Origin of the sequence: Bacillus cereus G9842 (genome assembly GCF_000021305.1) — a bacterium.
GTDB classification, from domain to species: domain Bacteria; phylum Bacillota; class Bacilli; order Bacillales; family Bacillaceae_G; genus Bacillus_A; species Bacillus_A thuringiensis_S.
This window is the reverse complement of the sequence record NC_011772.1, coordinates 4,584,168-4,597,887: the sequence shown is the minus strand read 5'-3', so window position 1 is coordinate 4,597,887 and position 13,720 is coordinate 4,584,168. Positions and strand designations below refer to the sequence as shown.

The following is a 13,720-nucleotide window of genomic DNA, read 5'->3' as shown; positions in this document are numbered from 1 at the left end:
ACATATATTTTTATGCTTATGAATATGAAGGATGGGTAAAGTGAGGATGTAACATATGTCTATTAAAACAAGGTTTTTATTTTCTTATATTGCTGTAATTCTCGTTTCTATTACGCTCATATTAGTCGCGGGATTTTTAATTGTTTTTTCAATAACAGGTGATTTGGAAGCAGTGAAAAATTTCTATAAAAGTTCTTACATTCAAAAGCCGCTTACACCAGAAGAAGAAAATGCCTATCTTGAATTAAAATTAGCGGCAAAGCAACATCAATCTCAATTATTAGATAAATCGTTCGTTTCATCAATTGAAAAAGAAGGTGTGAAAATAATTGTAAGAAAGGGAGAAAACATTTCTTATGCTAATAAGGGATTTGAAAGTTCGACTTTAACAGAAGCCCTTCCGAAATTTGAAGCGGCAAATATTAATAGTCGTGGTACAACGGAACTAGGCGAGACATTTTATCGATATGTAAAGTTTGATTTTTATTTTCCAGAGAAAGAAGAAGGGAGTATATTTGTACTAAAAAAGCAAAGTTCATTTGTAGATCTTACACAAAAATTATTTCCAATCTTATTCGTATCGCTTTTACTATTAGCCATTTTACTCATTGGTTTATTAAGTTATCTTGTTTTAAGAAGTGTAATAAAACCAATTTTTGTATTGAAAGGTGCAACGGAGAAAATTAAAGAAGGAAATTTAGATTTTCAAATGCCAGTTACATCGCACGATGAAATAGGTCAATTAAATCAAGGATTTGAGGAAATGAGGAAGAAGTTAAAGGAATCGATTGAAGTACAAACGCAGTATGAAGAAAATCGAAAAGAACTTATTTCAAACATATCGCATGATTTAAAAACACCGATTACATCTATTATCGGATATGTAGAAGGAATAAAGGACGGGGTAGCAAATACGCCAGAAAAAATGGATAAGTATTTAACGACAATTCATACGAAGGCAAAACATATGGACACACTCATTGATGAACTCTTTTTGTTTTCGAAGCTCGATTTAAATCGAGTTCCATTCCAATTTGAGACAGTTGAATTAAATACGTTTATGCAAGAATTAATAGAAGAGATGCAGATGGATTTAAGTGAAGAAGGTATAGAAATTAACTTACAATTACATTCATCGCCATTATATGTAACGGCTGATTGCGAAAAGATAAATAGAGTTATATCAAATTTAATTCATAATAGTGTGAAGTACATGGATAAAGAAGAGAAGAAAATTACCGTAACAGTATCGAGTGATAACAATAAAGTTATTGTGAAGGTGATAGACAATGGATCAGGTATAGAATCTGATACGCTACCGTATATCTTTGAACGTTTTTATCGTGCAGAACAATCGCGAAATTCTAGCACAGGTGGAAGTGGACTTGGTTTAGCAATAGCGAAGCAAATTGTTGAAGAACATGGCGGGGAAATTTGGGCGGAAAGCGAGCTTGGTAAAGGCACAAGCATTTTCTTCTCATTGGAAAAAGTAGAGGAATGTGGTGAGTAAATTGAAAAGAATTTTACTAATAGAAGATGAAGTAAGTATTGCAGAATTACAGCGAGATTATTTAGAAATTAATGATTTCCAAGTTGATGTAGAGCATTCAGGAGAAACAGGTTTACAAATAGCCCTGCAAGAAGACTATGATTTAATTATTTTAGATATTATGCTTCCGAAAATGAACGGATTCGAAATTTGTAAACAAATACGTGCTGTAAAAGATATTCCGATTCTACTTGTTTCAGCAAAAAAAGAAGATATAGATAAAATTCGCGGGCTCGGATTAGGAGCGGATGATTATATAACGAAACCGTTTAGCCCAAGCGAATTAGTCGCAAGAGTAAAAGCGCATATTGCTCGTTATGAAAGATTATCAGGAAATGTAAGTAAGCAACGTGATACGCTATACATTCACGGAATTTCTATCGATCAACGAGCGAGGAAAGTTTTTATAAACAATGAAGAAGTGGCATTTACAACGAAGGAATTTGATTTATTAACATTCTTTGTCACACATCCAAACCAAGTATTAAATAAAGAACAGTTATTTGAACGCATTTGGGGATTAGATTCCGCTGGTGATTTAGCCACTGTTGTCGTCCACATTAGAAAGCTACGTGAAAAAATTGAAAGAGATCCTGCCCACCCGCAATATATTGAAACAGTATGGGGAGCTGGTTATCGTTTTAATGTGTAGGGAACCTGTCAAAGTTTTGGCAGGGTTTTTTGTATGTGATCAAAAGGGGGTAATAGGTAATTTATGTTAAAATATAAAGAGAGATAAAACATAGGAGAGTGTGAGAGGGCGTGCTACATTTTGGGGGATACATTAAAAGATAATAAATCAAACAAGGTTTTAAAGATTGGAACTAATATTGTACTTATCTTATTAATTATTGGTGCAATACAAATGTTTTATGATGAAGATTCTAAGAATGATCATTTGGGTTGGTTATTTATGATGGTCTTTTTTGCAATTAAAATAATTTCTAGTTTTATGATAAGTTTAAAAGAAGGAGATAAAAAGTCAGTATTTATTGATTTAGGTTTAATGATTTTTTCTGTTCTTCTTTTGGTTGTTACTAGTGTGAAATATTTCTTTTGAAAAACCTCATAGTCTTATAGAGGCTGTGAGGTTTTTGTTGGAAAATTAACTTGCGACCTTAATATGCTATTTTAGAGTTCCTTGTTGCAATGATTTATAAAATATTTGAGTAGTAGAAGTAAACTGAGCAGCTTCTTCTAAAAAAGGATAATGGTTGCTCTCCTCAAATGTCACAAAAGTAGAATCGCATATACCCTCATGTATCTCGATGGAATATTGAATAGGACACTGCACATCGTGTCTTCCACACATAATTAGTGTTTTTGTTTTTATAGAAGGTAAATACTCCCTTAAATCAAATGAAGGATATTCATTGGCGAAAGCATTCATCCGGCTAACGGACATTGTTTTTTTGATTGGTTTACAAAAATAAGAGTTGTAGTTTTCTGGTTTATACAATGATAATTTTGTTCTCTTAGTAGATAGTTCTTTCCGTTCTTCACTTGTAAGGTGAGGGCTTTTTAAGTTTTCGATGAGCTCTTGCATATAATGAAACTGTGAATGTTCTGGATGATAAATACAAAATGGTGTTTCGGTATAGTTACTTGCTGCAGCGCCTGCTACGACTAATGATTGTAAGGAATTTGGATATGTAATCGCATATAAAAGTCCAAGCATACCACCTGTTGAATGACCAGTGAAATGCCATGTTGGGAGTTGTAAAGCTTCTCGTATTGCTTCTAAATCGTGAACCGTTTCAATCATACTTAATTCGTTTTCTGACTGGGTGGTTACAGAGCTACCAGTATCTCGTAAATTAATGAGAAATACACGATGCGTAGCAGTGAAAACATCTGCAAAGTAATCACCAGTTTCATTAAATTGTGAATAGTGATGTGTAATACAAAGCGGTTCGCCATTTCCTTTTGTAAAGAGTTCAAATGTGCCGCGTTTTGTGGGGATCATTTGTTGTGTCCACATAATATCACGTCCTTTTTTCATAAAAGTTGGACCGGTTAATTATTAAATAAAATATATCGGCGCAACTCGAAACATATCGACTTACCGACAGTAGTCGACAATAAATAAAAGGAGGCTATTCAAAAACGAGCCTCCTTTTCGTTTAGTACAAAGATTTTGTCATATTATTCCGAATGATTTCAAGGGATTTCGCTACAGTTAATGCATTCTTTTCTTCAATTTCTGGTTTACGGGGGATAGGTTTATACATGTTGTCTGGATCTTCCCATGTGAGGGGAAGTTCTGTTTCGGCTTGTCCTTTCCAAGCGTCAATCCATTCTGGAGGGAGATAACCCGAGATGTTTTGGATGTTGTTCATTTCGAGCCAAATAAGTGCCCAAGCTCTTGGTACGACGCGCCAATGGTCATAGCCACCGCCGCCGACAGCGATCCAGCGACCGTCGCAATATTCATTAGCAATTTCACGAGCGAGCTTCGGTATTTCGCGGTAAATATTCATGGTTGCACAAAGGTGTGTAAGTGGGTCGTAGTAATGTGCGTCGGCACCATTTTGCGTTAAAATAATATCCGGTTTAAAGTACGCTGCAACTTCTTTTACAACTGTTCGATATGATTTTAGAAAGGATTCATCTTCTGTAAAAGCATCCAGTGGAACGTTAAAAGAATAACTATAACCATTACCTTGTCCACGTTCGTTTACAGCGCCAGTTCCAGGGAATAAATAGCGACCAGTTTCATGTAATGAAATGGTGCATACGTTAGGATCATCATAAAACGACCACTGCACGCCATCACCGTGATGAGCGTCTGTATCAATATATAAGACGCGTAAACCGTATTTCTTCTGAATATACTTCATTGCGATGGAGCTATCGTTATAAATACAAAAACCAGATGCCTTGCCACGGAAGCCGTGATGTAAGCCTCCACCTAAGTTAAGTGCGTGTTTTACTTTTCCGGAAAGAACAGCATCGACAGCTGTTAACGTACCGCCAACGAGCAATGCGCTTGCTTCGTGCATATTTGGGAACATCGGTGTATCTTCTGTTCCTAGTCCATATGTCATCGCAATTGATTTTTCTAACTTTCCTTCTCCAGCACGTTTTACCGCATTTATGTACTCCTCTGTATGAACGTAGGCAATCTCTTCATCTGTAGCCATCCGTGGTGAGATGATTTGAGAGGGAGAGATGAAACCACCCTTTTGTAATAAATCATACGTAAGTGTGACGCGCAGTTGGTTAAAAGGATGATCAGGGCTAAATGAATAGCCCCGAAATTCATCCGAATAAATAAACGCGCTACTCATGCTTGCATCCCCATGATGTTCGGCCATAATACGCGATAGCCTTCTGCTTCAAGTGCATCAATCACTTTTAGAGGATTCATCGTTTGAATGCGGAAAACAAGTACTTTATCATTCTCATCTTTTGCTGGGTAGACGAGAACGCTCACGATATTTATTTGTAAATCACTAAAAATAGCAACGACTTTTCCAAGAATACCAGGTTCATTTTTTACTTGAATTTCAATTTGTGAACTCGGTTGATGTGCTCCTGTTAATTTTACTAACGTGTGCAGTACTGTAGATTCTGAGATTATTCCAACTAACTTCCCAGCTTTTGTAACAGGAAGACAGCCAATTTTATTTTCAAAAAATAAAGTAGCAATTTCCTCAACGAAATCGAGAGGGTGGCAAGTCATTACAGGATGTTTCATAATAAGTTCAAGCGGTTGCTGTAGCATATCGAGTGAAACTTGTTCATCTAGAATAGACGGACTTGCATCTCTTACATCCCGATCAGAAATAATGCCTACGACGTGATTATTTTGATCGACAATTGGAATGTGCCGAATTCCTTTCGTGCGAATCGTTCGGATTGCTGTTTCGATTGTATCGTTTGGATGTAGTGTAACTACATTTTGATTCATAATTTCTTCTACAATCATTCCAGTTGCCCCCTTTATTAATACATAAAACGATTGTGAAAACGTAGACGATCAAAAGCTTGAATAGAATCCGTATCAACGCGTTTACCGATGCGGACCATTAAACAGTTGGCGGGATGTGAACAAATTTCAGGATCGTCTGTAGCCATCCATTGTAACCCGCCGGCATTCATCATCTTTTCCATTACTTTTCGGTATTCCCAAACATTTAATCCTGTTTGTTTCAAATCCCAGTGCCAATAATATTCAGTCGTCAATATAATGTAATCTTCCATATAATCGTCCATCATAGAAACCTCTAGTAAGTTCTTTCCGACAGAACTCCCGCGGAAGGCTGGAACTACTTCAATTGCCCCAAGCTCAATTAAGTTTTCTATTTTTCCTTCTGACCATCGTTCAAGTGGATCAGGATATAAATATGTAACATATCCAACAATCATCTGGTCATGTCTAGCAATAATGAGTCGAGCTTCTGGTAATTTAGAAATTTCGACAATTGCTTTATATTGCTGTTCAGCAGGACGAAATGCAACTAAATCTGGATGAAATTCATACATTTCAAGATTATGTGTAGAGACAGGACCTTCAATAATTAAAGTGCCTTTCGCTGTTTTTAAGTTTCTAGCATTGTATATTTTTTTATGAATCAATGTATTGCTCACCACCTTGAGGGTTTGTGAATCTATTAATATCGTACTTTATAATATATGCGATGTGAATCGAATTTTGTCATTAAAAATTTGTCTAAAAATCAACAAATATACTGAAAATTTTAAATAATATCATTATAATAGATAATAGAATACATAGGAGGGGGATGTAAAGTATGAAAGTAGAAACGCTTCCTGTCATTAAAGGAGAAAATAATTTGCCGAATTATGATGAGGCATACGCGAATTTTAACTGGGAAGAGGTTAATAAAAACTTTACTTGGAATGAAACAGGCCGAGTAAATATGGCGTATGAGGCAATTGATAAGCATGCGAAATCCGATCGAAAGAATAAAGTAGCTCTTTATTATCAAGATGGATCGCGAAAAGAGAAATATACATTTAAGGAAATGAAGGATTTTTCTAATAAAGCAGGAAATGTCCTGAAAAATTATGGCGATGTAGAAAAAGGCGATCGCGTTTTTATTTTTATGCCACGTTCTCCAGAATTATATTTCGCACTTTTAGGTGCAGTGAAATTAGGAGCAATTGTTGGACCGTTATTTGAAGCATTTATGGAAGGTGCGGTTCGCGATCGTTTAGAAGATAGTGAAGCGAAGGTGTTAATTACAACGCCTGAGTTATTAGAGCGTGTACCATTAAATGATTTACCTGCTTTAAAAACAGTTTTTCTTGTTGGAGATAATGTAGAAGAAGGCGGTAAAACGGTAGCGTTCAATCCTTTATTTGAACAAGCTTCAAAAGAATTACATATTGAATGGTTAGGCCGTGAAGATGGTTTAATTCTTCACTATACGTCTGGTTCTACTGGTAAGCCAAAAGGTGTGCTTCATGCGCAAAATGCAATGGTTCAGCACTATCAAACGGCGAAATGGGTATTAGATTTAAGAGAAGACGATGTATATTGGTGCACAGCTGATCCAGGCTGGGTAACGGGAACTGCTTACGGTATTTTCGCACCGTGGTTAGTTGGAGCGTCAAATGTTATTTTAGGTGGGCGATTTAGTCCGGAAGCTTGGTATGAAGCACTGCAAGATTACGGTGTAACAGTTTGGTATAGTGCACCGACAGCGTTCCGTATGTTAATGGGAGCTGGACAAGACGCAATTAAAAAATATGACTTATCACAAGTTCGTCACGTATTAAGCGTTGGTGAGCCGTTAAATCCAGAAGTAATTCGCTGGGGTATGAATGCATTTGGACTTCGTATTCATGATACGTGGTGGATGACAGAAACAGGTGGACAAGTTATTTGTAACTACCCTTGTATGGAAATCCGTCCAGGTTCAATGGGTAAACCCATTCCAGGTGTAAAAGCAGCGATTGTTGATAATGAAGGAAATGAAGTTCCTCCATACACAATGGGTAACTTAGCAATTGCGAAAGGTTGGCCATCTATGATGCGCGGGATCTGGAATAACCAGCAAAAGTATGAATCTTATTTCATGCCGGGAGATTGGTACGTATCAGGTGACTCTGCCTATATGGATGAAGATGGATACTTCTGGTTCCAAGGACGTATTGACGATGTAATTATGACGTCAGGTGAGCGCGTTGGTCCGTTTGAAGTAGAAAGTAAATTAATCGAGCATGCTGCTGTTGCAGAAGCAGGTGTAATTGGTATTCCTGATCCAGTGCGTGGCGAAATTATTAAAGCATTTATCGCACTTCGAGCAGGATACGAACCATCTGATGAATTAAAAGAAGAAATTCGTCAATTTGTAAAGAAAGGCCTAGCAGCTCATGCAGCGCCACGACAAATTGAATTTAGAGATAAATTACCGAAAACGAGAAGTGGTAAAATTATGCGCCGCGTATTAAAAGCGTGGGAGCTGAATTTACCAACAGGTGACTTATCAACGATGGAAGATTAAGAGAGGAAGGTCTGAACGAAAAAATGTTCAGGCCTTTTTTTATGTTATTATTAACTTATATATATAAGTTAACGGGGGTAGTATGATGAAAACAGAAAAAGAAAAGATGATACTAGGAGAAATGTATATACCGGCTGATCCAGTTTTAGTACAAGAAAGAGAGCAAGCACGTATATTAACGAGAAAATTAAATGATACGCCAGAAGAGCAATTGAAAGAGCGTAGCGAAATCATAAAAGAATTATTCGGAACGACAGGAGATAATATTCATCTTGAATCTTCTTTTAGATGTGATTACGACTATAACATTCATGTCGGTGAAAATTTTTACGCGAACTTTGACTGTACGATTTTAGACGTATGCCCGGTAACGATCGGAGTGAATTGTATGTTAGCTCCAGGTGTTCACATTTATACAGCAACGCACCCACTCAATCCAATTGAGCGTATAAGCGGATCAGAATACGGAAAACCAGTTACAATTGGCGATAACGTATGGATTGGCGGAAGAGCAATTATTAATCCAGGTGTAACAATTGGAGACAATGCGGTGATCGCATCTGGTGCTGTCGTAACGAAAGATGTGCCTAATAATGTAGTAGTTGGCGGGAATCCTGCAAAGATTATAAAAAAACTAAAATAATATTTGAACGAAGTGCCTTCCTCGTCTGTATACATTTATGAAAGAATAGATGAGGGAGGCTTTTTTATGTCTAATAAATTACTTCTTGCGACGTTGTAAAGGATTGACAAGAAGAGAAACCGGACCTCTATTTGACACGCCTATATAAATGATGGTATAAAGAAAAGTATATGAATAATTGAGCGTGGAAAGGGAGAAGTAGTGATCATTTCCCTGTTTTAGAGAGCTGATGGCCGGTGAAAATCAGCACATAGATGATCGCGAATTACGCCCCTAGAGCATCTTTTTTCGATTGAATTGTATTCAAAAGGGAAAAGACGGTGCTAAGCCGTTATGTAAATAAGGTGGTAGGCTTTTTTGCCTGCAACTAGGGTGGTAACGCGATAATCAAAATCGTCCCTTATTTGAAGGGGCGATTTTTTTATGTTTTCAACCTTCACGCCAGTAATGAACTTAAAGGAGAGTATGTAGGATATGGGTATTTTACAAGATCTTGAATTTCGCGGTCTAATTAATCAGCAAACAGATGCTGAGGGCCTTGAGCAATTATTAGAAAAAGAAAGCGTTAAATTATACTGTGGTTTCGACCCGACAGCGGATAGTTTACATATTGGTCATATGTTACCAGTATTAATGTTACGTCGTTTCCAATTAGCTGGCCACCAACCAATCGCACTTGTTGGCGGTGGTACTGGTATGATCGGTGACCCGAGTGGTAAAAAAGCAGAACGTACATTAAATACGAAAGATACAGTTGCTTACTACACAGAAAGCATTAAAAACCAACTTTCAAACTTCTTAGAGTTTGAAAACGTGGACAACCCAGCAACGATGGCTAACAACTATGACTGGCTTGGTAGCTTAGATGTAATTTCATTCTTACGCGATATCGGTAAAAACTTCGGTTTAAACTATATGTTAGCAAAAGATACAGTAGCATCTCGTTTAGAAACTGGTATTTCATTCACTGAGTTCAGTTACATGATTTTACAATCATACGACTTCTTAAACTTATACCAACAACATAATTGCCGTCTGCAAATCGGTGGTAGTGACCAATGGGGTAACATTACAGCTGGTCTTGAATTAATTCGTAAATCAGAGGAAGATGCGAAAGCATTCGGTTTAACAATTCCACTTGTTACAAAATCTGACGGTACGAAGTTTGGTAAAACAGAAGGCGGCGCAATTTGGTTAGACCCAGAGAAAACAACTCCTTACGAGTTCTACCAATTCTGGATTAACACAGATGACCGCGACGTTGTTAAATACTTAAAATACTTCACATTCTTATCTCATGAAGAAATTCTTGAGCTTGAAAAGCAAGTAGCTGAAGCACCAGAAAAACGTGCAGCACAAAAAGCATTAGGTTCTGAAATGACAAAACTTGTTCACGGCGAAGAAGCATTAGAGCAAGCGATTAAAATTTCAGCTGCACTATTCAGCGGTTCTGTAGCAGAACTAACTGCAAGCGAAATTGAACAAGGATTCAAAGACGTACCATCTGTAGAACGTACTGCAGAAGATACAGTATTAATCGACTTACTTGTAGAAAGCAAAATCTCTCCATCAAAACGTCAAGCACGTGAAGATGTAACGAACGGCGCAATCTACGTAAACGGTGAGCGTACACAAGCGTTAGACTACGTTGTAACAGAAAACGACCGCATCGAAGGTAAATTTACAATCATTCGCCGCGGTAAAAAGAAATATTTCTTAATTCGTTACTAATAAATAAAAAGCTTTGGGGAAATTCCTCAAAGCTTTTTTTGTTTTAATCTCCTTTTCGAGTTCATACGGAAATCACATGTAAGCGGTATGATAAACGTATAACAATTAGAAAGGAGTGGTAAAACGAAATGTCACTAGAAGCGTTGATTATTTTTTCTTTGCTAAACGCGGGTCAACTTGCAGAGAATTCGAAGGTTGATATACATAAAGAGCAGAAAGATGCTTATGTATATGTTCAAAAAGAGGAAAATAAATAACTTTAATATATATAAATAAAAGCTACTCGAAGTAACTGTTTTGGTGTCTTCGGTAGCTTTTTGAATTATGAATAAATAGGAATTAATTCTCGCTTAAAATCTTCGTACATTTCAAAGGCAATTTTCATGATTTCTTTGAGTTCATCGTAACTGTGGAAGCATACTGCCGGCAACCTTTCAGAACCATTGGATAATACTTTTACAAACATATCCCATGAATTCCCAACTCTAACTTCACCATTATACCTTGCAGACCAAATGAACTCAACAAGCCCATATTTTAAGCTGATATTGAATCTGAAAGTATAGAAATCCTTGTTCTTTACTTCACCAACAATAAAAAAGTTTTCCTTTTTCATAAAACGAGCTTTATAGCCAAGAGACTCAAATACTGCAATTACTTTTTCGTTTTCATAGTTTTCAAATGTGTTTTCTCTATCTGGAAATTGTTTTGATAATGCTTTATATCTCTGAATAAAATCAATTTTCTCAAGTACCTCTTTAATTTCGGGTTCTAAATCATACGCCATCAATTATTCCTCCCTAAATCTAATATCAATATCATATTTTTCTTTTGCTAGCTTGATATATTCATCTATTTTTTTGAATTTTTTATTAGATGTTGGAATCTCTAAAATATGTCTTCCTTCTAGTAACTTTCCCTCCCCTTACAAGAAAATAATACCAATTTAAGGAATGGGTTATAAATTGAATATTCTAATAATTCTACGGTTAAAGAGATACTAGTTCATTAAGTTTTTTTAATCTTATTCAGATGCTCGGGTGATGAAGAGGTTTTTAAGATTGAATGTAAATAGAAAAAGGGAAGGTATAGAGAATGTACACATAAATACGTTGTAAAAATCATGTTAACAAAAAGAAAGTACAGCAAAGAAAAATGAGTTATGGGGTAGAATGTAGTGTTTTTAAGTGTTAGAAGAAGGTAAACTGGCTAAATTCAGAAATGATAATTCTAATGTTGTATTAGCATTGAAAAGAAATACTAACATTAGAACAAATAGGACAGTATAAAATGAATTAGATAATGAAGAAAGCCGCTCGTTTTTTCGGGGCGGCTTATTCTTTACATGTTTTAGTTTTCTTCTTCTTTGTAATTTAATGCAATCTCTACTATTTCTTCCGGTGTTAAATCCCTAAAATCCCAAAAGATTATATCACTTGGAGCGGGATGAGGTACACCGCTATTATTAAATTGGTTTACGTATTCATTAAGTTCTTCTTCAGGTAATTTAGGATTACAAATCTTTGTTACAAGTTCAATAAGTTCTTCTTTTGTCATTTTGAGTGTCATACTAACCATCCTTTCATAATCATTAACCTTTTTTACCGAAATGATATGAACGATCTAAAACATTTTGATGCATTTTAGGAGAAACAATTATTAAGTTATCGAGATTGTACACATCTCCACCCTGGTGAATTGGTTGTTTATGGTGCAAAATATATTGATTGTGCTGACCATACTTCTCAGATAATGGAGCGAATGGAGCTTTACCCTCTTTCATAAGGTTTATATTTCTTTGGTTAAATTCTGTCGCATAGTCTGAATCAGCAACTGTTTTCCAAAACTCTTTTCTAAAATCATCAAAGGAGTTGAAATTTTTTCCAATTAGCTTATTTCGAATTTCTTGTGGAATAACACCAATTGAACCTTTATTATACATTAGTTTCTTTTGAGTCCCTAAACTTCGTTCAAGATTAAAACTTGAAGTTACTGTTCCTGGAGAATTTCTTTTTTGTGCACTTGAAATCGTAGTCTTTGCAAAATTATAGTAGGCTTGATTCAATTCGCTTTGAGGTATCTTGGTTATGATAGTTCCACCAGAGAAAGCATAAGAAACATCTTTCTTAAAAGATTGTAAAATCTCAGATGCGTGCTTCATTTCTTTTATTAGTGTTACTCCTTTTGTTAATGTACTTGCTCCACTTGATGCTTTTACTCCTTTTATAACAAGTCCTGCTCTACCTAATCCCTTGTCGGCGATTAGACCAATACCTATTTGGGTTAATGCATAAGTAATCCATTGCGTACGGCTCTCTGCATCTCCATTTATCATATCTCGTTTCACGGTACTTGAAAATGTATGCCACATATTTTTCGCCGTTTCATCCAAATGTAAAATCGCATATGTAACATTAATAAAAGTTTCTATATCCATATTCCTTATATTCATATTACTTAAAGTTTCCATGGACTTGATTGCATCTTCAACAGATTTCCCTGTTCCGATTACAGTACCATTCCATATCTTTTTTACTGTTTCGAACATTTTAACTACACTGCCTACCTTATCGCCCCAAGCTTTTTTAATCGCAGATGTTTCTTCTAGCCTACCGCACATTTCTCCATCTTTAATTAAATGATCAGCTTTTCGTTTTTTTTCTTCTGTAATTGCTTGAATAGGACCCGTCCACTCCATATTCAACCCTTGCGTACTAAATGTACCACTGACGGGACTAAAACCTTTTCCACTTTGAACTTCCGCCAAACCTGTCGCAATGCTAGCGGCTAGTTGGAGTGCAGTATCATAATTATTACTAGAAGTATAATTAAATTCATATAGATGTTCTAATTTTTCTTGCAGTTTTTGCCTCATGACAGTAAAAAGATTTACCATAGCGTCCATACCTGGGATCGGCATAGTTTGGTTGAGCGCTTCTGTACTTGCTATCATTCGATCGATTTCTCGAATTTGTTCTAATATCTCCTGTTCGATAACATCTCTAGAAGCTACCTGTGATTGAAAGTCTCTTGGAAAAGCATCATTTTGACGGATTAATTCTTCGCATAAGTAAATGATTCCTTGTGCTAACGGACGAAAGGTTTGTAAGAAATATGCTTTTGCACTGCTATATGTTTGTCCTTGTAGAACAGTATCCAATGCAAAAGCATTAATAGAATGAATAATTTGTTCCATTCCTTGAATAGTAGCGTTACAGAAAGCGTTCATACTTTCTGTTTGAGCTTTTACTTGACCGAGATACATATTTAAAGACATGAACTTTCCCTCCCCTTACAAGAAAAATAATACCAATTTAAGGA

At 36.0% G+C, this 13,720-nt stretch carries 14 protein-coding genes and 1 other annotated feature; of the genes, 7 read left to right on the top strand and 7 right to left on the bottom strand.

Annotated elements, in window-relative coordinates; all coding sequences use genetic code 11:
* The first annotated feature begins 55 nt into the window (after positions 1–55).
* From BCG9842_RS23160 to BCG9842_RS23150, 3 genes are all read left to right on the top strand, one after another.
* Positions 56–1,510 carry a HAMP domain-containing sensor histidine kinase gene (locus BCG9842_RS23160; RefSeq protein WP_000023859.1) on the top strand — a complete coding sequence of 485 codons (1,455 nt, stop codon included), beginning with the start codon at positions 56–58 and terminating at the stop codon, positions 1,508–1,510.
* A gap of 1 nt (position 1,511) precedes the next feature.
* A complete protein-coding gene (locus BCG9842_RS23155) occupies positions 1,512–2,201 on the top strand; it encodes a response regulator transcription factor (RefSeq protein ID WP_003280338.1) in 690 nt (229 codons plus the stop codon).
* Positions 2,202–2,321: 120 nt separating this feature from the next.
* Positions 2,322–2,609 carry a hypothetical protein gene (locus BCG9842_RS23150; protein WP_000502925.1) on the top strand — a complete coding sequence of 96 codons (288 nt, stop codon included), beginning with the start codon at positions 2,322–2,324 and terminating at the stop codon, positions 2,607–2,609.
* A gap of 66 nt (positions 2,610–2,675) precedes the next feature.
* Here BCG9842_RS23150 and BCG9842_RS23145 read toward each other — a convergent pair whose 3' ends face one another.
* From BCG9842_RS23145 to acuA, 4 genes are all read right to left on the bottom strand, one after another.
* Complete coding sequence (locus BCG9842_RS23145) at positions 2,676–3,551, bottom strand: alpha/beta fold hydrolase (RefSeq protein WP_003280339.1); 876 nt, start codon at positions 3,549–3,551, stop codon at positions 2,676–2,678.
* 121 nt (positions 3,552–3,672) lie between these two features.
* A complete protein-coding gene (acuC, locus tag BCG9842_RS23140) occupies positions 3,673–4,839 on the bottom strand; it encodes an acetoin utilization protein AcuC (RefSeq protein ID WP_000092836.1) in 1,167 nt (388 codons plus the stop codon).
* Positions 4,836–5,480 carry an acetoin utilization AcuB family protein gene (locus BCG9842_RS23135; protein ID WP_000634583.1) on the bottom strand — a complete coding sequence of 215 codons (645 nt, stop codon included), beginning with the start codon at positions 5,478–5,480 and terminating at the stop codon, positions 4,836–4,838. The genes acuC and BCG9842_RS23135 overlap by 4 nt, the downstream gene beginning before the upstream one ends.
* Before the next feature lie 17 nt (positions 5,481–5,497).
* The gene (gene acuA, locus BCG9842_RS23130) at positions 5,498–6,130 is read right to left on the bottom strand and encodes an acetoin utilization protein acetyltransferase AcuA (RefSeq protein ID WP_000581392.1); all 633 of its coding nucleotides are present in this window, start codon (positions 6,128–6,130) and stop codon (positions 5,498–5,500) included.
* 176 nt (positions 6,131–6,306) lie between these two features.
* Here acuA and acsA point away from each other — a divergent pair, with 176 nt between their 5' ends.
* From acsA to BCG9842_RS23110, 4 genes are all read left to right on the top strand, one after another.
* Positions 6,307–8,025, top strand: coding sequence for an acetate--CoA ligase (acsA, locus tag BCG9842_RS23125; RefSeq protein ID WP_000862055.1), 1,719 nt, complete (start codon positions 6,307–6,309; stop codon positions 8,023–8,025).
* An 82-nt stretch (positions 8,026–8,107) separates the two neighbouring features.
* Positions 8,108–8,668 carry a maltose acetyltransferase domain-containing protein gene (locus BCG9842_RS23120; RefSeq protein WP_015945905.1) on the top strand — a complete coding sequence of 187 codons (561 nt, stop codon included), beginning with the start codon at positions 8,108–8,110 and terminating at the stop codon, positions 8,666–8,668.
* A gap of 176 nt (positions 8,669–8,844) precedes the next feature.
* Positions 8,845–9,072: a binding site (T-box leader), on the top strand.
* Between the two features lie 70 nt (positions 9,073–9,142).
* Entirely contained in the window at positions 9,143–10,399 is a 1,257-nt protein-coding gene (tyrS, locus tag BCG9842_RS23115; RefSeq protein ID WP_000512092.1) for a tyrosine--tRNA ligase, read from the top strand.
* 128 nt (positions 10,400–10,527) lie between these two features.
* A complete protein-coding gene (locus tag BCG9842_RS23110) occupies positions 10,528–10,656 on the top strand; it encodes a hypothetical protein (RefSeq protein ID WP_000050940.1) in 129 nt (42 codons plus the stop codon).
* Positions 10,657–10,721: 65 nt separating this feature from the next.
* Here BCG9842_RS23110 and BCG9842_RS23105 read toward each other — a convergent pair whose 3' ends face one another.
* From BCG9842_RS23105 to BCG9842_RS23095, 3 genes are all read right to left on the bottom strand, one after another.
* Positions 10,722–11,186 carry a hypothetical protein gene (locus BCG9842_RS23105; RefSeq protein ID WP_000312818.1) on the bottom strand — a complete coding sequence of 155 codons (465 nt, stop codon included), beginning with the start codon at positions 11,184–11,186 and terminating at the stop codon, positions 10,722–10,724.
* Between the two features lie 563 nt (positions 11,187–11,749).
* Positions 11,750–11,968, bottom strand: coding sequence for a bacteriocin immunity protein (locus BCG9842_RS23100; protein WP_000172895.1), 219 nt, complete (start codon positions 11,966–11,968; stop codon positions 11,750–11,752).
* A 22-nt stretch (positions 11,969–11,990) separates the two neighbouring features.
* Positions 11,991–13,676: a T7SS effector LXG polymorphic toxin gene (locus BCG9842_RS23095; RefSeq protein ID WP_000056153.1), complete on the bottom strand. Its 1,686-nt coding sequence runs from the start codon at positions 13,674–13,676 to the stop codon at positions 11,991–11,993.
* Between the last annotated feature and the right edge of the window lie 44 nt (positions 13,677–13,720).